General features: G+C 43.8%; 18 protein-coding genes and 1 pseudogene. 7 read left to right on the top strand and 12 right to left on the bottom strand.

The annotated features are described in order from the left end of the window. Positions 1-49 precede the first annotated feature (49 nt). The gene (locus tag RCH20_RS12500) at positions 50-124 is read left to right on the top strand and encodes a hypothetical protein (RefSeq protein ID WP_442793126.1); all 75 of its coding nucleotides are present in this window, start codon (positions 50-52) and stop codon (positions 122-124) included. Positions 125-165: 41 nt separating this feature from the next. Here RCH20_RS12500 and dnaX read toward each other — a convergent pair. The 4 genes and pseudogenes from dnaX to RCH20_RS08955 form a co-directional block, all read right to left on the bottom strand. Further along, a pseudogene (dnaX, locus tag RCH20_RS08940) lies at positions 166-1,323 on the bottom strand (DNA polymerase III subunit gamma/tau); the annotation flags it as partial. A 288-nt stretch (positions 1,324-1,611) separates the two neighbouring features. Beyond that, the gene (gene lysS / locus RCH20_RS08945) at positions 1,612-3,144 is read right to left on the bottom strand and encodes a lysine--tRNA ligase (RefSeq protein ID WP_209957319.1); all 1,533 of its coding nucleotides are present in this window, start codon (positions 3,142-3,144) and stop codon (positions 1,612-1,614) included. A gap of 157 nt (positions 3,145-3,301) precedes the next feature. Further along, entirely contained in the window at positions 3,302-4,393 is a 1,092-nt protein-coding gene (prfA, locus tag RCH20_RS08950) for a peptide chain release factor 1 (protein WP_209957317.1), read from the bottom strand. 370 nt (positions 4,394-4,763) lie between these two features. Next, positions 4,764-5,909, bottom strand: coding sequence for a beta-ketoacyl-ACP synthase III (locus RCH20_RS08955; protein WP_209957314.1), 1,146 nt, complete (start codon positions 5,907-5,909; stop codon positions 4,764-4,766). Positions 5,910-6,207: 298 nt separating this feature from the next. On the opposite strand from RCH20_RS08955, the gene pnuC reads away from it, so the two are divergent. The 3 genes from pnuC (at position 6,208) to RCH20_RS08970 (ending at position 8,552) form a co-directional block, all read left to right on the top strand. Continuing rightward, positions 6,208-6,933, top strand: coding sequence for a nicotinamide riboside transporter PnuC (gene pnuC / locus RCH20_RS08960; protein ID WP_327193348.1), 726 nt, complete (start codon positions 6,208-6,210; stop codon positions 6,931-6,933). Then, positions 6,884-7,471 (top strand): ATP-binding protein, encoded by a 588-nt coding sequence (locus RCH20_RS08965; protein WP_327193349.1) that lies wholly within the window; start codon positions 6,884-6,886, stop codon positions 7,469-7,471. Before pnuC ends, RCH20_RS08965 begins: the two co-directional genes overlap by 50 nt. Positions 7,472-7,670: 199 nt before the next feature. After that, the gene (locus RCH20_RS08970; protein ID WP_327193350.1) at positions 7,671-8,552 is read left to right on the top strand and encodes a DMT family transporter; all 882 of its coding nucleotides are present in this window, start codon (positions 7,671-7,673) and stop codon (positions 8,550-8,552) included. Between the two features lie 230 nt (positions 8,553-8,782). On the opposite strand, the gene RCH20_RS08975 is transcribed toward RCH20_RS08970, so the two are convergent. Both RCH20_RS08975 and RCH20_RS08980 read right to left on the bottom strand, forming a co-directional pair. Next, positions 8,783-9,643, bottom strand: coding sequence for a universal stress protein (locus RCH20_RS08975; protein ID WP_209957306.1), 861 nt, complete (start codon positions 9,641-9,643; stop codon positions 8,783-8,785). A gap of 55 nt (positions 9,644-9,698) precedes the next feature. Next, entirely contained in the window at positions 9,699-11,198 is a 1,500-nt protein-coding gene (locus RCH20_RS08980) for a SulP family inorganic anion transporter (protein ID WP_327193351.1), read from the bottom strand. A gap of 756 nt (positions 11,199-11,954) precedes the next feature. On the opposite strand from RCH20_RS08980, the gene uvrA reads away from it, so the two are divergent. Further along, positions 11,955-14,564, top strand: coding sequence for an excinuclease ABC subunit UvrA (uvrA, locus tag RCH20_RS08985; RefSeq protein ID WP_327193352.1), 2,610 nt, complete (start codon positions 11,955-11,957; stop codon positions 14,562-14,564). A 133-nt stretch (positions 14,565-14,697) separates the two neighbouring features. Here uvrA and RCH20_RS08990 read toward each other — a convergent pair whose 3' ends face one another. The 4 genes from RCH20_RS08990 to RCH20_RS09005 all read right to left on the bottom strand — a co-directional run bounded on the left by RCH20_RS08990 (position 14,698) and on the right by RCH20_RS09005 (position 18,138). Next, entirely contained in the window at positions 14,698-15,225 is a 528-nt protein-coding gene (locus RCH20_RS08990) for a GlcG/HbpS family heme-binding protein (RefSeq protein WP_327193353.1), read from the bottom strand. A gap of 158 nt (positions 15,226-15,383) precedes the next feature. After that, on the bottom strand, positions 15,384-16,595 hold the full coding sequence (locus RCH20_RS08995; RefSeq protein ID WP_327193354.1) for a CynX/NimT family MFS transporter: 1,212 nt from the start codon (positions 16,593-16,595) through the stop codon (positions 15,384-15,386). Positions 16,596-16,874: 279 nt separating this feature from the next. Beyond that, on the bottom strand, positions 16,875-17,345 hold the full coding sequence (gene cynS / locus RCH20_RS09000; RefSeq protein WP_209957296.1) for a cyanase: 471 nt from the start codon (positions 17,343-17,345) through the stop codon (positions 16,875-16,877). Between the two features lie 130 nt (positions 17,346-17,475). Then, positions 17,476-18,138, bottom strand: a complete 663-nt coding sequence (locus RCH20_RS09005; protein ID WP_327193355.1) for a carbonic anhydrase — start codon at positions 18,136-18,138, stop codon at positions 17,476-17,478. A 106-nt stretch (positions 18,139-18,244) separates the two neighbouring features. On the opposite strand from RCH20_RS09005, the gene cynR reads away from it, so the two are divergent. Beyond that, on the top strand, positions 18,245-19,126 hold the full coding sequence (gene cynR, locus RCH20_RS09010) for a transcriptional regulator CynR (RefSeq protein ID WP_327193356.1): 882 nt from the start codon (positions 18,245-18,247) through the stop codon (positions 19,124-19,126). Between the two features lie 164 nt (positions 19,127-19,290). On the opposite strand, the gene RCH20_RS09015 is transcribed toward cynR, so the two are convergent. Further along, entirely contained in the window at positions 19,291-19,890 is a 600-nt protein-coding gene (locus RCH20_RS09015) for a class I SAM-dependent methyltransferase (RefSeq protein ID WP_327193357.1), read from the bottom strand. A gap of 618 nt (positions 19,891-20,508) precedes the next feature. On the opposite strand from RCH20_RS09015, the gene benE reads away from it, so the two are divergent. Further along, complete coding sequence (benE, locus tag RCH20_RS09020; RefSeq protein WP_327193358.1) at positions 20,509-21,705, top strand: benzoate/H(+) symporter BenE; 1,197 nt, start codon at positions 20,509-20,511, stop codon at positions 21,703-21,705. 143 nt (positions 21,706-21,848) lie between these two features. Here benE and hrpA read toward each other — a convergent pair whose 3' ends face one another. Then, positions 21,849-26,144: an ATP-dependent RNA helicase HrpA gene (hrpA, locus tag RCH20_RS09025; RefSeq protein WP_327193360.1), complete on the bottom strand. Its 4,296-nt coding sequence runs from the start codon at positions 26,142-26,144 to the stop codon at positions 21,849-21,851. Positions 26,145-26,302: the final 158 nt, after the last annotated feature.

Raw genomic sequence — 26,302 nt, forward strand, 5'->3', positions numbered from 1 at the left:
AATTGGTTCTGCAATTGGTTCTGCAATTGGTTCTGCAATTGGTTCTGCAATTGGTTCTGCAATTGGTTCTGCAATTGGTTCTGCAATTGGTTCTGCAATTGGTTCTGGCTCAGTAGTCTCATAAGAAACATCGTAGGCTTGTGAGTCAGACGCCGAGGTTGCGACATGCCCAGCAGCAAGTGCAGTAGTTGAGACATCACTAGGATTTGATATCAACATGTCATCGACTGGTAATGGACGAAAAGCCAATAGCCGTAAAATACACATCTCAAGCGCTTGCATCGGGGTGCTTGCAAGCTTAATACCTTCGCGTGCTTGTATTATAATCTCATAATATAACTGTAGAACATCAGGACTAATGTGCTGCGCTAAAGCATTGATAGTTTGTGCTTGCGCTTCATTCACGTTAAGGGCCACTTCAGGCAGCAGCTGGGTTAATGCCAATTGATGCAGCAGCTCAGCGAGGCCGTCGAACATGCTACTGGCATCAACCATTTGTGCGCGCATCTGCTCAATATGTGCGGCAACAGCAGACTTATCATGATTATAGATATCAGTAATTAACCGTACCAAATCAGCCGCATCAATCAAGCCTAACATCGCATTGACGGTCACATCATCGAGCGCACCTTGGCCAAAAGCAATCGCCTGATCGGTTAGTGACAGAGCATCACGTACCGAACCTTTAGCGGCACTTGCCAGCTGCCATAGCGCCGGTTGTGTATAAGCAACCTGCTCTTGGGTTAAGACCTTGGCCAGATGCTCACTAAGCAAGGTTTGCGGTAAAGGCCGAAGCACAAACTGTAAACAGCGCGAGATAATGGTAATTGGTAGCTTCTGAGGATCAGTGGTGGCTAGCAAAAACTTCACATGCTCAGGTGGCTCTTCTAAAGTCTTGAGTAACGCATTAAAGCTGTGAGTCGACAGCATATGCACTTCATCGATTAGATAAACCTTATAGCGCCCTTGGCTGGGTGCATAAGGCACATTATCAAGCAACTCGCGAGTGTCTTCGACCTTGGTACGGGAGGCCGCATCAATCTCAATAAGATCAATAAAACGCCCTTGATCAATCGAAACACAATTATCGCACACACCACATGGGGTACTGGTCACCCCCATATCACAGTTTAAACATTTGGCTAAGATACGCGCAATCGTAGTCTTACCAACACCGCGTGTGCCAGTAAATAAATAAGCATGATGCAGCCGATTATAATCAATAGCATTGATTAGTGCTTGCGACACATGACTTTGCCCTATTAACTCATGGAAGTTTTTGGGTCGGTATTTACGGGCTAAGACTTGATATTGCTGGGTCATATCTATCCATTTTGCCAAGTGGCTTAGATTACTAGAATACTTATAAGTAAATACGAGTGCTATTTGAGAGTGCTCATTATAGCAAAAAGCCAGCGCATTCGTCTGGCTTCTTAGCTATTGAACAGTGACTCACATAGAGTTAATAGCGATTTTTGCTAATCGTTATGATCAATCCACAATAATACGCATACATGACAACCATATACAGACTATGTTCAACTCAATAAAACGAGTACTTCAAACAAAGACGCTTGATAACCTAATCATTCATTATGGGCAGGTTTTAATCTATTTATCAGTCTTAGGGCGCATATGCGGGAATAAAATTACATCGCGAATACTGGCCGAATCGGTAAACAACATTACTAAACGGTCGATACCGATACCTTCCCCTGCGGTTGGCGGTAAGCCATAAGATAAGGCTTCGATATAGTCTTCATCAAAATGCATGGCTTCGACATCGCCAGCATCTTTTTCAGCCACTTGACCACGGAAACGCTCCGCTTGATCAGCCGGATCATTCAATTCACTAAAGCCATTGGCCAGTTCACGACCACCAATGAATAACTCAAAGCGATCAGTAATGTCAGGGTTGTCATCGTTACGGCGTGCCAGCGGTGAGGTCTCAGCAGGGTATTCAGTAATGAATGTTGGCTGACGTAATTGATGTTCAGCCGTTTCTTCAAAAACGATGGTTTTTAATTTACCAGCCCCAAAGACGTCTTTCACTTGCTGCTTAAGTGTATTAGACACATAATCTGCTAAATATTCGCGGTCATCAATACGCGCCATATCAAAACCTTCAGCATATTGCGCAATAGCATCAGACATTGAAATACGGGCAAATGGTGCTTGTAAGCTAATCGTTTCTTCTTGATAAGTCAGCTCAGTACTGCCTAAAATGTCGGTCGCCAGCTGGTTAAATAAACGCTCGGTCAAGTCCATCAAATCGTGATAATCCGCATACGCTTGATAGAATTCAATCATAGTGAATTCAGGGTTATGGCGAGTCGAAACTCCCTCATTACGGAAGCTGCGATTAATCTCAAATACTTTTTCAAAGCCACCAATCACTAGTCGCTTCAAGTACAACTCAGGTGCAATGCGCAAGTACAACGGCATATCTAAAGCGTTATGATGAGTCTCAAAAGGACGGGCTACTGCGCCGCCTGGAATGGGATGCATCATTGGCGTTTCAACTTCCATAAAACGCTCATTCAACATAAATTGCCGAATACCACTAATCACTTGGCTGCGAGTGATGAAGGCATCGCGAGTAGATTCGTTAGTCATCAAATCTAGATGACGATTGCGATAACGGGCTTCAACATCCGCTAGGCCATGAAACTTGTTAGGCATTGGACGCAATGACTTAGTAAGTAGGTGGAACTCTTCGATGTGCACATACAGATCGCCTTTTCCTGAACGACCGATATAGCCTGACACGCCAACGATATCGCCCAAGTCTATAGACTTAATACTAGCGAGGACCTCGGGGTCCAACTCTTTGCGTGCGACGTACAACTGGACACGACCACTCATATCTTGGATCACGATAAATGAGCCACGGTTAAGCATCACTCGACCTGCCACGTTGACCGGTGTTTTCTCGCCTTTAGCAGCGTTGTCTTCAATCTCTTGCTTGGATATACCTTCAAAGGCGGCTTGTAAGTCTTGGGCGTAATCTGTACGCTTAAACTTATTTGGATAAGGCTGTTTACCAGAAGCCGTTATTTCATCTAGCTTAGCTTGCAGTTGAACAATCAGCTCATTGGCGTCTTCTAAGGTGGCGACTTGTTCTTGGTTATTTTTCTTTGACATAACACTCTCAAAATTATTGGATAATTAAAGGAATAAACTAAAATAATAAATCTAAAACAGCTGAAGAAATGAACTTTATTCTTAATCGACAGCCATACATCAGCATTGTCTACACTTATTGTTTTAATGGCCATTATTTTACTCGCTATTGGTTATTTTAATCACCGCCACCAATACTGGCCATCAAGTCTGCTTGGTGCTCACGTAACAGCGAATCAAGCAGCTCGTCCATATCACCTTCCAAGATAGCATCAAGCTTATATAAGGTCAGGTTGATACGATGGTCAGTCATACGTCCTTGCGGAAAATTATAAGTACGAATACGCTCACTACGGTCGCCGCTACCTACCAGATCACGACGTATGGTGTCTGCCGCATCAACTTGAGCCTGTACTTTGACTTGTTGTATTCTTGAAATCAGCATCTTCATTGCTTGAGCACGGTTTTTGTGCTGGCTGCGCTCCTGCTGACACTCTGCCACAGTACCCGTTGGAATATGGGTTAAGCGTACGGCTGAGTTAGTCGTGTTGACATGCTGACCACCGGCACCACTTGAGCGAAAGGTATCAAAACGAATGTCCGCTGGATTTAAATCGACTGTATCATCAATCTCAATTTCCGGCATTACCGCAACGGTACAGGCTGACGTATGCACACGGCCTTGGCTTTCAGTCTCAGGCACACGCTGAACACGATGTACCCCGGATTCAAACTTTAAGCGGCCATAGACGCTGTTACCCGATACACGGGTAATAATCTCTTTATAACCGCCATGCTCACCTTCACTGGCTGACAGTACTTCCATTGTCCACCCTTGAGTCTGTGCATACTTTTGGTACATCCGAAACAGATCACCTGAGAAAATCGATGCTTCATCGCCACCAGTGCCCGCACGAATCTCCAAAAATGCTGGAACTTTATCGTTCGGGTCTTTAGGCAACATCATGACGTTGAGCGCCTCTTCCATCTCTACGATGGTATCACGTGCGCTGTCAATTTCATCCTGCATCATCTCTTTCATTTCAGGATCGACAGACTCCGCTAACATCCCTTCGGCATCAGCTTGATCGACTTCGGCGTGCCTATAGTTCAACCATAACGTGGTAATGTCCATCAAATCGCTGTGCTCAACAGACAGTTCACGGAATTTATTATTATCACTGATGATATCAGGATCAGATAATAAGGCAGTAACCTCTTCGTAACGGTCTACCATCTGGTCTAAACGCAGGCGCAAGGATTCTTTCATAACAGGACTTTTATCTAAATGATGGAAATAAGACCGCGATTATAGCAAATTTTTACGGATAAATTAAAACCACTGCGCAATCTTAATGCTTATATTAGCGACGGCCACTAAATATGCTCCATAAATGTTGTTCATAAGCAGCAATAACGAAAATCAGAACAATAAAAAATAGCTAAGATTGCTCTTAGCTATTTTGTTCTCTATCAGGACAATAAGTCATTCATATCAGATATTTAGTTTACTGTAGTCAAAACCGTGTGATGATAATACAAAGCAACCAAACGTAAATAGCAACTGACTAACATAAGCAGACACAACATGTGATTCTAGTGCCCACAAACAATCTACATTGATTTGATTATAACTGTTCTTAAGCTTTGCGTACTAATACTGACCCAATCGAGTAACCGGCACCAAATGAGCAAATGACACCCAGATCGCCCGATGTTAGCGAGTCTTTATAACGATGGAAGACTACCATTGGGCTAGATGAGCTGGTATTAGCAAATTCGGCAATGACGCTTGGGGCAATAGCTTTGTCTGCATCTTTGCCAATGACTGTACGTAAAATTAAGTCCAGCATATTAGCATTGGCCTGGTGTAGCCACATCATCTTAACCTCAGAAGTTGGTATATCATTTTCCTGTAAGTGCTCGGTGATGACTTGTGAGACTTTTGGGCAGACTTCACGGAACACTTTACGGCCATTTTGTAAGAACAACTTGTCAGTCACTGGTTCTTTAATATCAGGATACATCTGAGTTTCGGCCGCTAAAAACTCTGAGCGATCCATAAAGCCATATTCGTTTTTGATATTAGTCGAAAACTCAGTAAATAATTTACAATTTAAGATTTCATAACCTTTAGGCGTATCTAAATCTTCTACGATACAAGCGGTTGCGACATCACCAAAGATGAAATGACTGTCACGGTTACGCCAGTTTAGGTGCGCAGACGTAATCTCAACGTTGACTACAGCCACTCGTTTGGCCAAACCAGATACGATTGAGCCGTGCGCTTGTGACAGACCAAAGGTTGCTGCACTACAGGCCACGTTCATATCGTAAGCAAAGCCACCAACCATACCAATTTCATTTTGAATTTCAATAGCCACTGCTGGATAGGTACGCTGAAAATTCGAGCAGGCGAGAATAATACCATCTAGATCATTGGCTTCTAATCCAGCATCTGCTAACGCATCTTTAAGCGCCGCAGCCCCCATTTCTGCCATGATGGACAGCTCTTCGCCTAAGTTACGGTAAGCGATGACTGGAGCCATAATTTCGGGGTTTAAAATACCGTCTTTTTCCATTACATAACGCGACTTAATACCGGATACTTTTTCAATGAACTCAGCTGATGAGTGCTGGAGTGCAGGTATGGTATCGCTTGCTATCTCGTCAGCATGCTGTTCGTTATATTTATCGACATACTGGTTGAATGACACTACCAGCTCTTCGTTACTGATGCTATAAGGGGGTATGTATAGGCCGGTGCCGGTGATACAAGTCGTCATGATAAGCTTCCTTGTCTACTATGGTGTCGCTTATTAATAAGCATAAAAGTGGAGAAAATAGCGCAGGCTACTTTCAATGAACAATGGTTCGGTGAATAACTGTAAACTTAAAATCAATGCCTTTATTATGCCTGAATATTATTATTATTCTAATACTTTGTTACAAATAATCAATTTCCAGTCTATAACTGGCAAAGGTTGGCTTAATTGACGCGCACCTACTATATAATCAGGAGCACTCAAAATCGTTAAACTTTATTAAAATTCATTAGAAATAGTAATTAGGAGACAAGATTCAATGGCAGGACTCTTTGACTGGCTGTTCGGGCAGTATGCTGATTACTCTACCCTTTTCATCGGCTTAGAATTAATTGCCGTTATATTCGGTGTGGCAAGTGTGTTGCTTGCCCGAAAAACTAATATTTTGGTATTTCCAATTGGCCTGGTCAGCACCGCTATTTTTGTTTATCTACTATGGAAGTGGCAGTTATTCGGTGATATGTTTATTAATGCTTATTATACGGTCATGAGTATATACGGTTGGATAAATTGGTCAAAAAGCAAAGTAAGTCACGGCAGCCAACAGTCTGACCAGCAGTTAAATGAATCATCTCAGGCTGAAGTGCAAATTGAACATATCCAGTCAAGTGACGCACCGATTATGGCTGTACTAGCAGCTGCAACAGTCGCATTCGTTGCGCTAATTTATTATTTCCGACCCGTGATCAACAATAATTTTAGCTTTGATGGCGCGGTGTTAGGTGTGCACTTATTTACTTGGGTCGATTATACCGATATGCTAACCACCGCGCTGTTCTTAATGGCGATGTGGTTAATGGCCAGCCGAAAGATTGAGCACTGGTTATTATGGATTGTCGCCGATGCTATTTCAGTACCGCTATACTTTTATAAAGGACTCACCTTTACCGCACTACAATACGTGGTGTTCACCTTCATTGCAATTTGGGCCTATTATGAATGGCAGCGACGCTACCGCATTCAATTTAACGCAGCATACGCCTAAATCGGTCATGAAAGTAGCTGTTCTCGGCGCAGAAAGTACTGGTAAGACTAGCTTATGTCGTGATTTGGCCGTACATTTTAACAGCCCATGGGTACCAGAATATATGCGCACCTACTTGCAGGAAAAATGGGATAGCGAGCAAAAAATCTGTACCTGGGACGATTTATTGCCCATAGCTCAAGGTCAAATAGACTTAGAAAATGAGCTGGCTCAGCAGGTTGAACAAACTACGGGCTACCTGTTTTGTGATACCAGTTTATTCGAGCTGATGGTTTACGCCAACTGGTATTACGGCGACTGCCCTGATGCCATCACACAGGCAGTATTGGCACATAATTATGACTTAATCTTATTGACCAAAGCCGATATACCCTGGGTCGCTGACGACTTACGTGATAGTCCACATGAACGCGAAGAAATAAGCGCTCGCTTTGCAGATGAGCTGGTTCACCATGATAAGATATTCCGCCAGATTGGTGGGAATAGGAATGAAAGAGTTCAGCAAGTAGTCGATTGGCTTAATAAAATACAGAGTTGAGTCTTATTATTTAATACATCAAAGTAGCTCGCACATAAGGCTGTCACTGACTTACCACACTTATTACCTTACCTTATAATCTTTTATAAAAACTCACTTAAAAAATTTCCTTGTGTTTAGTGCAACGCAGTGCTTCACTCTTTCCCAGCTCAAATTTTTGCTATCGCTATACCCCCACTACGCACGCTAAGGATTATTTTTGAAAGCCACGTTGTACACAATTATTGCTTTAATTGCATTTGCCGCAAACTCTATTTTTTGTAGAATGGCCCTAGTTGAGGGTTATATCGATCCATGGAACTTTACTATTATTCGTCTGCTCAGTGGTGCCGCCTCTTTAGGCATTATTATGGTGATTTATACTTATAATTTAAAACGTAAAGCCACATTTAACCCGGCTATTTTAAAGGACAAAGGCAGCTGGCTAAGTAGCATTAGCTTATTGTTTTACGCACTGTGTTTTTCGATTGCCTATGTAGAACTGGATGCGGGTACGGGGGCACTTATTTTATTTTCAGCCGTACAACTGACCATGATAGGTTGGGGTATCTATAAAAAAGAGCAATTAAGCGCATTGCAGTGGGCAGCTTTTGTGGTCGCAATAGCAGGTTTTGTCTACTTAATGCTGCCTTCGGCAGCGGTGCCTTCTTTGTTTGGGGCAGCAATTATGGCCATTAGCGGTATGGCATGGGGTATATACAGCATACGCGGTCAAGTGTGTGTATCACCACTTAGAACCACAAGCTTTAACTTTATAAGGAGCTTAGTGGCCATTCCACTATTATTGTTAGTCGGTATAAGCCATATACAAGACGTCAGCATCGAAGGAGTATTATTAGCGAGTACTTCAGGGGCCGTTACTTCAGGTATGGGCTATATCCTTTGGTACGCCGCTATGCCACTGTTAAAAAGCACCCAAGCGGCAGTCGTACAGTTTTGCGTACCCGTGCTTGCGGCTATTGGTGGTGCGCTCTTTCTATCTGAGCAGTTGACCATGCGATTTATAATAGCAAGCACGATCATTTTAGGGGCAGTTCTGGTGTTTGTTTTAAATAAAAAAGCGCTTAGAGAGCCTACTTAAAATAGCGAATACGCAAGAGATAGATATGGTAAATCCAATTTAAAAGAGATACAGTGCTACTATTATGAATTTTTCGCAGCCTCCGTCACACTTGTGAACAGCAAGCAAGAAAAATTTATACCAGTAGCACGCTGACACAAATGCACCTATTTTGTTTTGAACTGGCTATATATAATGAGGATGTTGATAGATTATTATCATCAGTAGTAACAATCAAAACCTAAGGCGCCCTAATGCACCAAAATAACCGGTGACAGTGTGCTCGCAATAATTTGTGTCGTTGTACTACCCAGAAACAATTGCCGCCACTTGGAACCACTGTAAGCCCCAACCACGATAATATCGACATTATTGTTTGCTTGAAATGCCAATAGTGTGTCAACAGCATCAGACTCAGGTAAGTGATGAGCCTCTACTGTAAAGCCCGATGAATCTAATTGCTGAAATGCCGCTGCTAAGCTTTCTTTAGCATAGTCATCATGATTGCCTATCATCACAATATGACCTTGCAACCCTTTTAACAGTGGGCTCTTTGCAATCATTTGGATCGCTTTAATGGCCGTTTCACTGGCATCAAATGCGATCATGTATGAGGTAGGGGCGGTAAACTCCTCTGAACAAATCAGGATAGGTATGTGTGATGCGCGTGCCACCGTTTCGATTTGGCTACCAATATTGATTCGATCATTTTTATGATCTTCTCCGCGCCGCCCCATAACAATGGCACGATTTTTTGCTTCAAAGTGTTCAATAGCGGGTAATAACTTGCCGCGGCGTTGATAAATGCTAACTTCCACATCAAAATCACTGTTGATATGACTTTTTGCATCTTGTACTAAGGCATTACTATAACTGTTCACTACCTTCGCTCTTTGTTCATCGAGCTGGGTTAATTCTTCTAATAAAAACTGGCGACTGTTCACCCCTATCGCACCGGACAAGTCGCGCCTGGACGACGCAGGGATATCACTAACATGTAATAGCGCCACCGGTAAATCTAAGCGACTGGCGTACCATGCGGCGTAGTTACAAACGGATTCAGTAACTGCCGATCCATCGATACAAGCTAGAATGTGCTGTTCTGTGGTCATAATTTATCCTTAATTCTTGAATGAATAAAGTTATCAACAAGCCCTTAACGAGCGTTTAATGAGCACTTAAGTTATTAGCACTATCCGATTTATCATGAACACCGAACTTTTCTACCATCGCTTGGCTGGCCTCATTAAGGCCTATCAGCTCAACTTCGGTGCCTTCTCGGCGAAACTTAATAATAACTTTGTCAATAGCAGCGACTGCTGTCACATCCCAAAAATGAGCCTCAGAGACATTAATAACCACTTTAGGAATCGCTTCTTTGATATCAAATGATTCTATTAAGCGCTCTGCCGATGAGAAAAAGACTTGGCCATTCACTCGATAGTAACGCGTTTGCTTTGATTCATCCAGTTGCGTATCGACACTCATATAACGTTCAATCTTATTAGCAAAGAATAATGCCGATAACAGAACACCAATCAAAACCCCATAAGCTAAGTTATGGGTGGCTACGACCACCGCAACCGTGGTGATCATCACCAGATTACTCTGTAGAGGTTTGGTCTTGAGCTCCTTAAAAGAGCCCCAGTTAAAGGTACCAACCGATACCATAATCATAACCGCCACTAACGCGGCCATTGGAATAATCTTCAACCAGTCGCTTAAAAAGACCACCATCAATAATAAAAACAACCCAGCAATTAAGGTCGATAAACGAGTAAAGCCGCCTGATTTTACGTTGATTATAGACTGACCAATCATCGCACAACCTGCCATACCACCAAAGAAACCACTAACCACATTTGCCATTCCTTGACCTTTGCACTCTTTATTACGATCGCCTTTGGTGTCCGTTAGGTCATCTACAATACTCAAGGTCATCATAGATTCTAACAAACCGACTATGGCCAAACTAATAGAGTAAGGCAAGATAATACGCAAGGTATCCATATTTAGAGGAATATCAGGTAATAAGAAAATCGGCAGGGTATCCGGCAACTGGCCCATGTCACTGATGGTTCGTGCCTCTGCACCAAATACAATGGCCAATATAGTGACCAATACGATGCAAACCAAAGGCGAAGGAATGATCTTGCCAATTTTTGGAATGTGAGGATAGCCATATATTATGATTAACCCTAAAGCAACCAGAGCATAGACATGCCATAAATTGGAGCCCGCTTGCGGCATTAACTCAGGGAGTTGCGACATAAAAATTAAGATAGCTAAGGCATTAATAAAGCCAATAATAACTGACTGAGAAACGTACTTCATCAGATTACCCAGTTTTAAGAAACCAAATATAACCTGTAAAACCCCTGTCAACACAGTTGCTGCTAGCAAATATTGTAAGCCATGGTCTTTGACTAGCGTGACCATTAATAAAGCCATGGCACCAGTGGCAGCAGAAATCATCGCTGGTCGACCGCCAACAAAAGCGATAACCACTGCGATACAAAAGGAGGCATAAAGACCCACCTGTGGGTCGACACCAGCAATAATTGAAAAGGCAATGGCTTCGGGAATAAGCGCTAAGGCGACCACCATACCCGCTAAAATATCGCCTCTAACATTTGATAGCCAATGCTCTTTAATAACATTTAACATTTTTAACTCAGTCTTATTTACGGATTTATTATTTTAATAATCGATAAGTTTAAGATAAAAAAATACAGTATTAGCCCTCTATAATCTTCCAGCTACGCTCTTGAGCCTATTAAATATGCTGAGAAGATACTAGATATTATTTAAAGGTCTTAATTATAAATACTATTTTGAATACCCTGATTTTAGAAACTTAACTTATAAATCGATTAGTAAGATAGATAATAAAGCAATGCGATCACGCAGAAAAAGGCGCAAAACGCTTTAGAAGAGGGGTATTACTATAATAAGCAATAAGTTACGGACAGAGGTACAATTAGATTGGCATATTCATTTTTATATTAAAACTCTCATATGATTGATAATTTATATGACTGATTGACCAATAGTCGCTGGTATTAATGCCGCTAATTCTACCACACAGAGAAAGTTAAGAAAATATTGTATTTCCTAACTTTAGTAAAGTCATTAGCTGCAATAGTTACAACTATAAAAATAGGCTTACTAAACTACGCTAAACGAAGCAGGCTACTGGTATTAAAATAAGATAATGTTAGTACGTACCGACAGCCATCAATTCAGAACTCATAGTACAGTAATTCTTATTCAAAAAAACTGAGTTCAATCTCAAGTCTAAATGCCCTAAAGTTGCCTTAAGGGGCCTATTAGAGGGCGCATTCAACCAGCTAAATACTTTGACCGGCATAACCCAACCACAGCGAAAATTAAAAAATATAATTCAATAGGAGTAGCCTTTTTATGGCGACCACCAATAACGACCTAGTAAACAATAGCAATCCAATAGCGAATCAGAGTCAAGCTAAAGACACGCTCCATAATACTAGCCCCCGCGATACCTATCTTCGTGATACTAATAATAGCATTCAAGTAAGGGGTGCCCGCGTTCATAACTTAAAGAATGTTGATATCGATTTACCTCGTGATGCGCTGGTGGTTTTTACTGGGATATCAGGCTCAGGAAAATCATCACTGGCTTTTGGTACCTTGTTTGCAGAGTCACAACGTCGTTACCTTGATACCGTATCGCCTTATGCGCGGCGCTTGATAGACCAAGTTGACGAGCCCGATGTTGATTCAATAACGGGGCTGCCACCAGCAGTCGCACTACAACAACAGCGTGGCACACCCTCTGTGCGCTCATCGGTTGGCAGTATTACCACAATTTCTAACGGGTTGCGCATGCTTTATTCACGGGCTGGTGACTACCCTGCCGGTCAGGACATGCTCTATGCAGATGCGTTTTCGCCTAACACCCCCGACGGCGCCTGCCCTGTCTGCTCTGGTATCGGTCGCGTGTTTGAGGTAACTGAAAAGCTGCTGGTTCCCGATGATACCAGAACCATTCGAGAACGGGCCATTGCAGCCTGGCCACCTGCATGGCAAGGTAAAAACCTGAGCCGTATATTGGTGACTCTTGGCTATGACATCGATACGCCGTGGCGGTCGTTACCGAAAAAAACCCGCGATTGGATCTTGTTTACTGACGAAACCCCGACAGTACCTGTCTATCCAGAATATAGCGGTGAACAAGTACGCGAAGCAATTGTAAAAGAAGAAGAGCCCAATTATATGGGTACCTTTGCAAGTGCTAAACACTTTGTTTTGCACTCTTTTGCCACCACCCAAAGCCCTCGCACTAAAAAACGTGTGTCCCAATTTATGCAGATATCTGTCTGTCCAGAATGTCACGGCAAAAAATTAAAGCAAGCATCGCTGTCAGTCAAATTTGCAGGACTAGATATTGGTGAGTTGTCGCAGTTGACCTTGACCGAAGTTGCTCTCAAGCTTCAGGCTGCTGCCAATAACAAACCTACTGATAACATGAAAGATCGAGAAAAAGCAATCGTCGCTCAGCGCATCGCCCGCGATGTTCTGTCTCGAGTTGAGGCCCTGACGATGCTGGGCTTGGGTTACTTGTCGCTTGAGCGCACCACCCCTACTTTATCTCCAGGTGAGTTGCAACGCTTACGGCTTGCCACCCAAATTCGCTCGCAACTGTTCGGAGTAGTTTACGTCCTTGATGAGCCCTCCGCAGGTTTACACCCCGCAGATACTCAAGCGTTATTAAGTGCCTTGGATGAACTAATAGTCGCTGGCAACTCAGTATTTGTGGTTGAGCACGATGTTAGCGTTATCAGACACGCCGATTGGATAGTAGACGTTGGACCAGATGCTGGTACTCATGGCGGCGAGGTTATTTACAGTGGGCCTATAGATGGTTTACGCGAAGTGGCTAGGTCACACACTGGCCGCTATCTTTTTACCACCGATGCGAAAATTAAACACACCCCAAGAGCGCCGACGGCTTGGCTCAAGCTAGCAGGAGTTGAGCGTAACAACCTACAAAATTTAGACGTTGAGTTTCCGTTAGGCGTGATGACTACCGTTACTGGGGTATCCGGTTCCGGTAAATCAAGTTTAGTGAGTCAAGCCCTGGTCGAACTCATTTATGAGTCACTAGGACAACAATCTATAATTGCAGCGCCAGCTGGCGAAGCTGATTTACTCGAACAAGAGTTGGAAACACCAACCGGCGGGCAGATTGTTGCTGGAATGAGTCACGTAAAGCGACTAGTAACCGTTGATCAAAAAGCAATCGGTCGTAGTCCTCGCTCAAACCTGGCCACCTATACCGGCATGTTCGATCATGTCCGTAAGTTGTTTGCGTTGACCCCAGAAGCAAAAGCACGTCGCTACGATATGGGTCGCTTTTCGTTCAATACGGTAAAAGGGCGCTGCCCCAATTGCGAAGGCCTCGGCTTTGTCATGGTCGAGCTGTTATTTCTTCCTAGCGTTTATTCGCCATGCCAAGTCTGTCATGGACAGCGTTATAATGACAAAACCCTTGAAATCACCTATCGTGATAAAAATATTGCCGAAGTGCTCGCTCTGACGGTTGAATCCGCCTATGAGTTCTTTGCAGATGAGCCTGCCATTTTGCGCGCGCTAAATGCCTTGCTGCAAGTCGGACTGGGCTACTTAAAACTCGGCCAGCCAGCCACTGAACTATCTGGCGGTGAAGCCCAGCGGATCAAACTGGCCACTGAACTGCAACGCACCCAGCGTGGCAACACTCTTTATGTGCTTGATGAACCGACCACCGGCTTACATCCTGCAGACGTATCGATGTTGATGTCACAATTGAATGGGTTGGTTGACGCTGGCAATACCGTCATTATGGTCGAACACGATATGCAGGTTGCCAGTAATAGCGATTGGGTTATCGATATCGGCCCAGGTGCTGGCGATAAAGGCGGACTTATTGTTGCTCAAGGCGCACCTGAAGAAGTGGCTTGTTCAGAAATAAGCCAAACGGCGCCCTTCTTATTGGCAGAGTGCAACTCTTAAAAAGGACTGCCTTAAAAGTAGCATTTAGAAACCTCATAAAGTGATGTTAATTCATAGCATAAAAAATAGAGCCGATAATGGCTCTATCTTTTTGTAAATACAGATGTGTAAATACAGATTTGTGAGTACAGACTTAATCCAAAGCCTTTATGCCTGCTTTGGCAATCCGCACATCTTCACTACCATGCGCACCGCCTACTCCGATGCCACCAACCACAACACCATCGATATAAATGGGAACGCCGCCATCTAACATCAATATATTTTCATCTAAATACCGAATGTCAGCAGGAATGCTACCATCTTTGATACCCTTGGCAATGTCCGCAGTTTCTCTTTTTTGTGAATTGGCGGTATATGCTTTTTTATAACTGGCACGAATGGTATGCACGCCTGCTCGGTGATCTCTCAAAACGGCCAACGTCTGTCCTGAGCGATCAACCACCGTTACGGACACCATTAGTTGATCTTTTTTAGCTTCTAAGGCGGCGGCATTGATCATGTTCTGTGCCATCTCACCCGTTAACACAGGAATGGTTGCCATATAAGCTCCAGGGTTAGTTGCACTGGGTATAATTTGATTGTTTGGTGCGGTACTGGCACAAGCCGTGACCGATAACAAAGAGGTTGCAAGAGCCGCATATATAAGTAATTTCTTCATTTTAAATCCTAAGTATTATTTTATCCCTAATTTAATAGGTCTCAATGAATATAGCCTAATTAACACTACTTTAATTTTCATACTTTATTCAACAGGCGTAAATCAATAAACCTGAATCAACACACACTCATTAATAAGCTGTAATCAACAAGTCTTGATTAAATATCAGTCATATTCATGGCTTTAGCATAGCTGCTGGGGTTAAATCTGGTGGTGACCACAAGCATACCTATTAGCGTGATCAAAAGCATCAGCCAAACGGCCTGAAAACTACCAGTCCCTTCACGCAAAACTCCGGCTAAGTAAGGGACGATTGCAGTGATTATAAAACCAACGCCTTGTACAAAAGCAGTCAGTGCACCAGCTAATTTAGGGAGTGATAAATGATCAAGCGCCACGGTCAGCGTTAATGCAAAACAAGCGCCCAGGCCACAACCTATCATGGCGGCCCAAACAATCAGTAATGACTCTGGCATTAGCATTAATCCTGCAAAGCCGATAATCTGAATACCTACTGCAAAAAACAACCAAGGGCGTCGATCCAGGCGACTAGAGGAGAGCGCAGGAGCACCAAGCGCACCGATCACCTGAAAAATAGTCATGATACCGATTAATTCACCGCTACTCTGAGCGCTCCAACCTAAACCACGAGCATAAGTCGGCAAAAAAGCGATCATACAAGCATAACCGGCGTTGGCCAAGCCAAAATAACTGGCCAGTAACCAGGCACGACGATTTTTAAAAAAATTGACCGGTACACTGTTATGCTTGGTTTCCATCACTTCCGATGGTCTCAGCCACCATAGCAAGAGGGCAACGACTGGTAGTATTAGCCATATACCAAGACCTGCTTGCCAGCTGCCATAATGCTCAGCCACTAGTGGGCTAAACGTAGCAGCAATTCCGCCCCCGGCCATTAGTGAGGCTGAATAAATACCCATCGCTAGCGGTACGCGCTTAGGATACCAGCGTTTTACGACGCCGGGCGCCATCGCCTGTACGATAGCGATACCAGTACCGCCTATTAGCGCGCTAGTAATCAGAGTCCAACCTGATCCTAATTCCAGACGCCACAAGCCTGCTAATGCTATAGCGATTAGTCCACCCGTTATCCAAGCACTTTCGCTCAGCCGTTTGCCCACCCATGGTAACAGTAAAGGAAACACGCCCATACAGAACATGGGCAACACCACTAGTAATGAGGCCGCTTGCAAACCTATACCGGTACTCAAGCGAATTTCCTCTAGCAGAGGGCCGGTAGACGTTATCGTTGGGCGTAGGGTCAGTGCCAATCCAGCAATCACTATCATAGGCCAAAATAGGGTCAATGATGACTGGCGTGCGGTGGCAGAAATGTGATTAGTGCTCATTAATAAAAGGCCTTCCTTTGTATACTTAATCTACTTTAAAATTAGTACCACGTGGCTTAGAGAAATTTTTGAGCAGTTGTGCGGGTTTATATAGCGTGTCTGTTTCAATCAATAGCGACTGTCGTTAAACATAACTAAATATGTCCGAAAAAAGCCGACGCAGAGCGCCGACTTTCGCCATATTACAGTTTTTTAGTCGCATTTTTAGTAATGATTTTAGCCCTGTACTCGTTCTAAAAAGCTTTTAAGACTTTTTGAGGCCAGTGTCTAGGGACACAGTTAGAAAGGTTTGAAAGGCAAGAACTTACCATCAAGGATAATAACCGCGCGGTCACCACCTTCTGGGTCTGCAACTTTTTTGATATCCATTTTAAAGTTGATAGCGCTGATAATGCCGTCACCAAATTGTTCATGAACCAAAGCTTTGAGAGTAGTACCGTACACCTGCATCATCTCGTAGAATCTGTAGATAGTAGGGTCAGTCGGCATTTCGCTACCAACACTACCGCGTAACGGAATAGCTTGTAGTAAAACGATAGCATCATCATCAAGACCTAAGGTTTCGCCAACTTTTTGCGCAGCCTCAGTAGGTAAAGGATGCTGACCCAGTAGAGCGGCAGTTACATAGACGTCGCTAAGACCAGTACCTGCGGCTATTTGTTCGAACGACAAACTTTTCTCAGCTTTGGCGGCAATGATGGTATCTGTTAATGCTTGGCGGGCAGTGTTGCTAATTTGAGATTGAATCATGGTAGTACCTTTTTTAGTGAGTGGTAGTAGTTATTAAGTAAACAATTGAGTAATTACTAAGTTGAAAATCATTGAGTTTGAAATAATGCTAATCAATATTGCTGGTCGTTAACGATCTTAAATAATAAGCTTAGACCGCTACAGGAAGAGTTTGTATAGGATAAGCGCGAACTTCAGTATGCTCTGCAAGGGAAACAAAATCGTTGGTAGCGCCGTCTAAGGCATCAATGCCACCGGTCTCGATATCGTATACCCAGCCATGCAGTGCCAAACGGCCTTCTCTTAGCGCCAGACGAACAGAGGGATGAGTTTTAATATTTTCAATCTGAGCGATGACATTTTCTCGCACCATAGATTCAATACGGTCGCTAGCACTTAAATGGGTGATAGATTCATTAACCACCCGCGCTGAGTCAGCGTAACGCAACCAGCTGCCAACTGCTGGCATGTGATCCATGCAGGTGCAATTAGCAATGGCTGACATGGCACCACAGTCTGAATGCCCACAGATGACCACATCCGTAACTTGTAGTGCGGTTACGGCGTACTCTACTGAGGCTGACACCCCACCGGGCTCAGGTCCATAAGAGGGAACAATGTTGCCAGCATTCCTAATAACAAATAGGCCGCCCGGTTCGCGCTGGGTTACCAGCTCAGGCACTAAGCGGCTGTCTGAGCAAGAAATGAATAGCGTACGCGGGTTCTGTTTAGTCGCTAAATTCTTGAACAAATCAGCACGTTCAGGAAATGCATCGCTATGGAACTTCAAAAAACCTTCAATAATGTCTTTCATAACGGCTGTCGCTGTTGTTTCGATAGAATGAATAATACGCCGTTATTGTAATAAGGTAAAATACTGGTATATTATGATATCGATAATAAATACTTATAGGTATATTATGATACTTAGACATATAAAATACTTTCTCGCGGTTGCCAAGCATCACAGCTTCACGCAGGCAGCAGCATCTCTGTATGTCTCGCAGCCCGCCTTGTCGCAACAGATCAAACAACTAGAAGAAACCTTAGGGGCGACCTTATTTGATCGTTCGGGGCGTCGCGTTAAGCTAACCGATGCCGGTGAAGTGTACGCCCGCTATGCGCGCAAAGCATTACAAGATTTAGAAGAAGGACAAAGAGCACTGCACGATGTACAAAACTTAAGTCGCGGCGCTTTACGAATCGCGATTACTCCTACGTTTACCACTTACCTGATCGGGCCACTGATAAAAGAATTTCATGCTTGCTATCCTAACGTCACCTTAAGCGTACAAGAGATGTCGCAGGAGCAGATGGAAAAGCACTTGCTTGATGATGCCTTTGATGTGGGTATTGCCTTTGCAGAGGTGCAATCTGCCGACATAGAAACCCAAACCTTACTCGTTGAAACCCTGGCATTGGTAATGAATAACCACCATCCCCTTGCACAGCATCAAGCTATTGATTTGCCAACCCTGAACGCGCAATCATTGGTGCTATTGAGCCATGAATTTGTGACCCGTGAGCAAATTGAGCGTTATTGTCGCCAACACGATATCCAGCCACAGGTACTGATGGAGGCCAATTCATTAAGCGCCGTTATTGAAATAGTACGCCACACCCAATTGAGCACTTTATTACCGTCCAACATTGTGAGTAATCGCGATGAGCTGGTCGCCATTGCATTAGCCCCAACTTTACTAAAGCGCACTGCGGTATTATTACAACGAAAAGGCGCTTATCAAAGCGCGGCTACTGCAGCTTTTATTGGCTTAGCACACAAGGTCTGCAAGCCAGCTTAAAGGACTAATCTTAAATAGTGACCAGCATCAAGCTAATTGAACATTTCGATTGGTTTGCGCAATGAGCAATAATGTGGGCACTTATTTAATAAGAGCATGCTTAGCGACAGCGTGTTAAACGTTAAGATAGTTGCAAGATAACAGCATCTCTATCTAGGCCACGCTTACTTTTTATGACCGATAAATTGCACGACTGCACTGAGACCTTGATGGCGATCTCCTTCTGAGACAATACGTTGCTTTTCAACCCCAATAACCTCCTCTAGTTCTGTAAGCTCACTCTGTAAGTCTTCTAATGACACAAATCTATCTTTTTGGTCAGCAGATGGCCCACCAACCCCTTCCATGGTCGTCTGCTGATACGTATAAGCTTCAAGAATAAATACCCCGCCTGGCTGTAACGCTGATGCAACCTGTGCATGAACACGGCGCTGTATGGCTTCAGGCATATGCGCCCAAATAGAAACAATGCCATCCCATTGCTGTTCGCCTAATTCATAATCAGCCAGGTCTGCAACCTGAGTAGAAATTTCCACTCCTTTATCGCGGGCTAGTTTCAACGCTTTGTTTAAACCAACTTCGGAGAGATCAATGCCAGTTACCTGATAGCCTTGTTGGGCTAAGAACACCGCATTTCTTCCTTCACCTTCAGCCAAACATAACACCCGTCCCCCTGCTGGTATTTTCTGAAATTGCTCTTTTAGAAAGTCATTGGCTTCTGTGCCGTAAGCAAAACCTGCTTCACGATAGCGTTCATCCCACATGCTATTTTCCTTTTATAGTCAACGAAAAGTAATATCGATACATAACCTACTGCTGGCATACGTTTTTCTTGCTTGCTGTGCCTACGCAGACAAAGGCTGCAAAAAGCGTATACCAGCAGTACCGTCGCGTTTTTAAGGTATTTTAACTATAGTACTTAAGTTCAGGTATTTAAGTTCAGGTATTTGAGTTCAGGTATTCAAGATTAGGTGCTTGAAGTTAAATATCTATTCTACTATCTAATCAATCGTATTGTCTGTAAGGATAACAAGGCTTGTATTTTAGGTTGCTGGCTACAAAATTCAGTCCGATAGCCAGTCCCACCGAAAGGAGCTAGCTTGAGAAAACCTATCTTATTTTTGCCTAAAGAATTAACGGTTCGTCGTAGAATATTTTAAAAAGTTGATGGGTATAAGAACAAAAAAGCTCAGCACAAGTTAGACTGACTTGATTAAATTAGCTGATCGACAATCAAATGATTGAATGATGGCAGTTAACAAATTAGCCCGATAGCGTTAAAATATTATTTAAACATATAGCGTGGTTTTTGTGTTGCGCTACCTAAGCTAGGTTTACTGGCTATTGACCCACTGATTATTGATGATTCGCAAGAAGACAATATGGCAACTTTGATCCAAACGCTTAAAGAAGATTGGTCACTCTCAGCCTCTATTGCCGGTTTTTTAGCGGTGCTGATCGCTTATTCTGGCCCGCTGATTATTTTCTTTCAAGCGGCGCAAGCTGCGCAAGTGTCAGATGCCATGATGGCCTCTTGGATTTGGGGTATTTCTATCGGCGCAGCGATACCTAGTATTTACCTATCTATCAAATATAAGACTCCCGTGGTCATGGGCTGGTCTGCCCCAGGTACGGCGCTGTTAATCACGCTATTTCCGCAGATGAGTATCAACGAGGCGGTTGCTGCTTATATTATCTCAGCCTTGGTTATTTTTATCATTGGTGCCACAGGCTACCTTGATAAAATCCTAAAGCTGATTCCTCCTGGCATTGCGGCTGGAATGATGGCCGGTATTCTATTTCAATTTGGCCTAGAGTTATTTATCGCTACTGACACCATGCCGTTTATCGTATTCAGTATGCTGGCTTGTTATTTATTAGCCAAGCGTTGGTCGCCGCGCTACACCATGATTTGGGTATTGCTGTGCGGCGTTATCTTGAGTGTGATATTCGGCAAGATGAATCCTGTCGATATTAACTTTTCGATAACCATACCCACACTCATCTGGCCAGAATGGTCATGGAACTCAACGTTGAACCTAGCCATTCCGCTGATCTTAGTGAGTTTAACCGGACAACTATTACCCGGTATGGCTATTTTAAGACTGAGTGGTTATGACATTCCTGCTAAGCCTATTATTACGGTTTCCAGTATTGCCTCATTAGCGGTCGCTTGTGTTGGCGGCATAACGGTTATACTAGGGGCTATTACCGCCGCATTGTGTACGGGAAAAGACGCGCATGAGCTCAAAGAAAAGCGCTATATCGCAGGCGTGGCTAATGGTATTTTTTACTTATTAGGCGGCTTATTTGCGGGCAGCATCGTCACCGTATTTAGCTTGTTACCCAAAGAGCTCATCGCAGCGCTAGCAGGTCTCGCGTTAATCGGAGCCATCTCTGCCAATATTACCGTTGCCATGAAGGATGATAGCCAAAGAGAATCAGCGTTGATTACCTTTTTAGCCACCGCATCTGGCATGCATTTTTTGGGGCTAAGTTCAGTATTTTGGGGTATATGTATCGGTATGATTGCGCACTATATATTGACTAAGAAAAGGGTTGTGGAGGTTGGTGTGTAGTTAATACGTAGCGTTCTTGTGGTTGTTTTGATGATTTTAAAATAAGCAGATTATATATTAATTAATTTTAATAATATCAGTTAGCTGTAAGGTGGGTTACGTACTTGCTAACCCACTCTACAAAACCTAGAGCAAACTCTACCCTAACTCATCTTATCCCACATTTTACTTAGACGCTTCGGTGATACCGCCATGCGGGTTTTCATTGGCTGAGCGAATAGTTGAATACGATATTCCTCCACTAGCCAGCGATACTCACTGATAGATTCGGCATTGGCACGTCCAGATAGTCGTTCCATGTGCAAATCTAATGCATAAACCCCATCAAGATCGGCTTCGATATTATGCTCAAGTCGCTCAAGTCGAATCTCAACTGCTTCCAAATAACGTGGGTACTGCTGCCACTGACTGTAATCCATCCGGTAAACAAAATTAGACAGATGTAAGTCTTCCAATTGGTCTTCGATGTCATCAATAGACTCGCCAAATACCTCACGATCGAGCATCAATAAGCTCTGACGAATACGTTGCCAGCGGGTGTAGACATTTTTAAGGGTCTTGATCACCGTCTGTCCAGTTAGTAGAAAGTTACTAACCACCACTTCAGAAGTTTGGCTGTACTCTTCCTGCGTAAACGGCAACTCTTCGGCTAGACTAATGGCGATATCACCCGCGCTCTCAGATAAGTCCTCACTATGGTCAAACAAGATATAGTGCTCTTCAAGAGCCGCATCTAGCGCGGCATCAATGACGATAGTTTTTAGTTTTTCCATATCGCCAAGTGGTGCAAAGGCCAGTTTAAATATTTTATCAATTTGACTGGTCAGTTGTTTTTTCTTGGCGCCCAGCTGACCTTTCATTAACGTCAGCACCCCGATTCTATGCGCCTGCAGTGCAGCGGTCACGTCGGTATATTGATGAATCGATACTGCCTCGCCGGCCTCATCAGTAACCAAAGCGGCAAACTGCTTCATAACTACCCCAGCACTGTGATGGTTTTTACTGAAATTAAAGTGCTCAGGGAAGCTCGTATGTGCGCCTTGATGCTCAGTGACTGCTTGGCTAGTCTCGCTGGCATGTCGGACTTGCAAGGTTTGTAAATCTCGACCCTTTTCAATAATGCGATTCTTGTCATCGACCACACAGATTTGTGGTTGTAGATAACGATCAATGCTAGACGGGTTAAAGTTGTCGGGCTTTACCGACATGATACCGCGGCGATTGAGCGCTTGGCACAGCTGTTTGAGCAATCCCTGCGATTGCGCAGGTTGCAGCTCATCAAATAAGCTGTCGGCCATATCAGGAATCGGTACAATTTGTCGGCGAATGTCTTTTGGTAGTGACTTAAGCAACTGTAAAACCAGCTCAAAACGCCAACCGGGCACGCCCCATAACAGCTCAATAGCATCCAACTGCGGCAAGGCTGCTAATGGCACACGGATAGTTACACCATCTTCGTCGCTGGAGGGATCAAAGATATAACGTAGCGGCAATTTTAAATCACCCAACTGCCATACTTCTGGGAAGTCGCCAGTCGTTGGCGCTTGGCTGTTTAGTACATCTTCATCAGTAAAGAATAGATATTTATTATCGGTTTTTTCAATGTCCGCACGCCAATCTTCAAAGGCTTTACGGCTGGCAATATGCTCAGGTGTCTTCTGATCATAAAACTGATAGAGCGTCTCTTCATCAACCAGTAAATCACGGCGACGCAGCTTGTCTTCGATGCGTTCAATATCAGCCACTTTATCCATATTATGCTGTAAAAATGGCGCTTGCCGGCCGAAGTTACCAGTCACTAGACCATCACGGATAAATATCTCGCGTGCTTCAATTAGATTAACTTGTTCATAGTTGGTCAGCTGCTTACCAATAATAATCAAGCCAAACAAGCTGATCTGCGCGTAGGCTTTTACCCGTCCGGTCTTTTTCGACCAGTGTGGTTCAAAGTAGTGATACTTTAATAAGTTACCAGCCGCTGAGATAACCCATTCCGGTTCAATTTTGGCAACCGTACGCATAAAAACTTGCGAGGTTTCTACCATTTCAAAAGCCATCACCCACGGTGGTATTTGCTTAAATACCGTACTGGCCGGGAATATCTTAGCTTTTTGCTGGCGCGCCGCTAGGTACTCACCACGATTTTCAGTTTTATGAGCAATAATAGACAGCAAGCCCGTTAACAGGGCACGATGCAAATTAGCATATTTAACCGCTTTTAGCGCCTCGTCGTGAACGCCAGTTGGGTCATTGTCAGTAGATTCATCAAGGTTGTTTTTAGAACTGTTTTTATCATTACCTTTGGTATTGTCTTTTGAACTATTAACATCGGTAAGCTTAAGCTCGGTGACCATCTGTACCAGTTGACGATGGGTTTGATGCCATTCGCGCACTCGTGGAAAGCTTAAAAAGTTCTTTTTGGTAAACTGCTTACGCTGATTGCCTGACAGCTTATTGCCGTTTTCATCTTTTTCAAACAGCGCTTTCCAAAGGCTCAGGTAAAACAAAAAATCAGAATCATCTTGGCGAAACTCGGCGTGCTTTTGATCCGCTTGCTGGCGCTTATTGGCTGGGCGTTCGCGCGGGTCTTGCACCGCAAGCGCGGCAACCACGATCAGCATTTCACGAATACAATCAAAGTCGCTACCTGCAACCAGCATACGTGCCAGCCTTGGGTCTATTGGCATTCGCGCCATCTGTTGCCCAATGCGGGTCAGCTGTAAATGATCAAGTCCTTGGCGTTTAGATTTTTTGCTAGGCAAACTATTACTGTTCGGTTTAGTGCTTAACTGATTAGCGGCCTTCTCGTCTTTATGGGTAATCGCGCCCAATTCATCCAGTAGTTTATGCCCATCAATCACTAAACGACTGTCAGGAGGCTCAATAAATTCAAAGTCATCAACACTGCCTAAGCGCAGATTGGCCATCTGTAAAATGACTGAGGCTAAGTTAGTGCGTAGAATCTCAGGTTCAGTGAATTCAGGACGACCACTAAAGTCCTCCTCACTATATAGGCGGATACAGACGCCAGGTGCAATACGACCACAACGACCTTTACGCTGATTGGCTGCCGCTTGAGCAATGGCTTCGATCGGTAGGCGCTGTACACGTGAGCGATACGAATAGCGTGAAATCCGCGCGAACCCTAAATCAATCACATAACGGATACCCGGCACAGTCAACGCAGTCTCGGCAACGTTGGTAGCGATAACAATGCGTCGCCCTCTACCCGACGGCTGAAAAATACGTTGTTGTTCTTCATAGGTCTGCCGCGCAAATAGTGGCAATACTTCGGTGTGTTTTGGCCCATGACGCTCAATGACTTCTTGTAACTCCCGAATTTCAGCTTCGGTAGCGGCAAATATCAGGATATCAGCCTGATCTGGATGGCCTTTACTTTCCGCGTCGCTAAAGCATTCTTCTACTGCCGCAACCATTGCACGTGGCAAATTTTCTTCAAAATCATCGTAGCTATCATCGTCTGAACTGGTTACTGGCTCGTCTGTTAAAGGACGATAACGTACTTCAACTGGAAAATTACGCCCTTCTACATTAAAAATAGGTGCCGGTATCTGACGTTTTGACTTGGCATCATAACGGCTAAAGTAATCACTGAAGCGCCGGGTATCTAAAGTTGCTGAGGTAATAATGACTTTTAAATCAGGACGTTTGGGCAGTAATTGCTTGAGGTAACCCATAATAAAGTCAATATTCAAGCTGCGCTCATGGGCCTCATCGATAATAATCGTATCGTATTTGCTCAAAAATCGGTCATGACCCAACTCAGCGAGTAAGATACCGTCCGTCATCAGTTTAATCACTGACTGCGCGGTACCTTGTTCATTAAACCGAATCTTAAAACTAACGGTATGACCTAACTGCTCACCCAACTCTTCGGCGATTCGGTTGGCCACACTGCGCGCCGCCAGTCTACGTGGCTGAGTATGTCCTATCTGTCCACGTATTCCACGACCTGCCAGCATCGCTAATTTTGGCAGCTGAGTGGTCTTACCCGAACCGGTTTCACCAGCGACAATAATCACTTGATTATCAATAATTGCCTGTATTAAGTCTCCGGCCCGTTGACTCACTGGCAGATCAAGATTTAATTTATCTGCTAACTCATTTGGAATGCTGTCCATGCGCGCTTGTACCGCCTGCTGTGAGCGGGTTTTTAGCTTTTCAAATTGTGCACGTTTTTGAGCGACTGCCTCAGCAGCTTTTTCGTTATTGTTATCAGGCTTATTTTTAGATGTAGAGGCGCGTGTGAGCTCACGCTCAAGCTTACTTAAATAATATTCGTCTTTAGCAAGTACTGGCAGTATAGCTGGTACTTCAGCTCGAGAAACTCTCTCGTCCTCGGCTTGGCTATTAGCCTGTTTTCCGCTGCTCATGTCGTCGTCGCTTAAATCTTTAGGGTCTTCTAGAGTATTAGGCATATTTGCTTAGGCTATTTATTATTAATAAGTGGTTAGATTATGGGGCTAATTTGGCTATGATTCAAGATACAGTTAAATGACAGACAGCATTTAACTGCCTGATATGGTTTTTATCCAGCAGTTAAATACAATTGATGCGAGATCTGTGGCCTTTACTG

Origin of the sequence: Psychrobacter sp. PL15 (assembly GCF_035984995.1) — a bacterium.
Taxonomy (GTDB): domain Bacteria; phylum Pseudomonadota; class Gammaproteobacteria; order Pseudomonadales; family Moraxellaceae; genus Psychrobacter.

What these genes read in the sequence shown, in the direction of transcription:
- lysS (WP_209957319.1), bottom strand. Translation starts at nt 3,144, where the DNA reads ATGTCAAAGAAAAATAACCAAGAACAAGTCGCCACCTTAGAAGACGCC.
- prfA (WP_209957317.1), bottom strand. Translation starts at nt 4,393, where the DNA reads ATGAAAGAATCCTTGCGCCTGCGTTTAGACCAGATGGTAGACCGTTAC.
- RCH20_RS08955 (WP_209957314.1), bottom strand. Translation starts at nt 5,909, where the DNA reads ATGACGACTTGTATCACCGGCACCGGCCTATACATACCCCCTTATAGC.
- pnuC (WP_327193348.1), top strand. Translation starts at nt 6,208, where the DNA reads ATGGCAGGACTCTTTGACTGGCTGTTCGGGCAGTATGCTGATTACTCT.
- RCH20_RS08965 (WP_327193349.1), top strand. Translation starts at nt 6,884, where the DNA reads ATGAATGGCAGCGACGCTACCGCATTCAATTTAACGCAGCATACGCCT.
- RCH20_RS08975 (WP_209957306.1), bottom strand. Translation starts at nt 9,643, where the DNA reads ATGACCACAGAACAGCACATTCTAGCTTGTATCGATGGATCGGCAGTT.
- RCH20_RS08980 (WP_327193351.1), bottom strand. Translation starts at nt 11,198, where the DNA reads ATGTTAAATGTTATTAAAGAGCATTGGCTATCAAATGTTAGAGGCGAT.
- uvrA (WP_327193352.1), top strand. Translation starts at nt 11,955, where the DNA reads ATGGCGACCACCAATAACGACCTAGTAAACAATAGCAATCCAATAGCG.
- RCH20_RS08990 (WP_327193353.1), bottom strand. Translation starts at nt 15,225, where the DNA reads ATGAAGAAATTACTTATATATGCGGCTCTTGCAACCTCTTTGTTATCG.
- RCH20_RS08995 (WP_327193354.1), bottom strand. Translation starts at nt 16,595, where the DNA reads ATGAGCACTAATCACATTTCTGCCACCGCACGCCAGTCATCATTGACC.
- cynS (WP_209957296.1), bottom strand. Translation starts at nt 17,345, where the DNA reads ATGATTCAATCTCAAATTAGCAACACTGCCCGCCAAGCATTAACAGAT.
- RCH20_RS09005 (WP_327193355.1), bottom strand. Translation starts at nt 18,138, where the DNA reads ATGAAAGACATTATTGAAGGTTTTTTGAAGTTCCATAGCGATGCATTT.
- cynR (WP_327193356.1), top strand. Translation starts at nt 18,245, where the DNA reads ATGATACTTAGACATATAAAATACTTTCTCGCGGTTGCCAAGCATCAC.
- RCH20_RS09015 (WP_327193357.1), bottom strand. Translation starts at nt 19,890, where the DNA reads ATGTGGGATGAACGCTATCGTGAAGCAGGTTTTGCTTACGGCACAGAA.
- benE (WP_327193358.1), top strand. Translation starts at nt 20,509, where the DNA reads ATGGCAACTTTGATCCAAACGCTTAAAGAAGATTGGTCACTCTCAGCC.
- hrpA (WP_327193360.1), bottom strand. Translation starts at nt 26,144, where the DNA reads ATGCCTAATACTCTAGAAGACCCTAAAGATTTAAGCGACGACGACATG.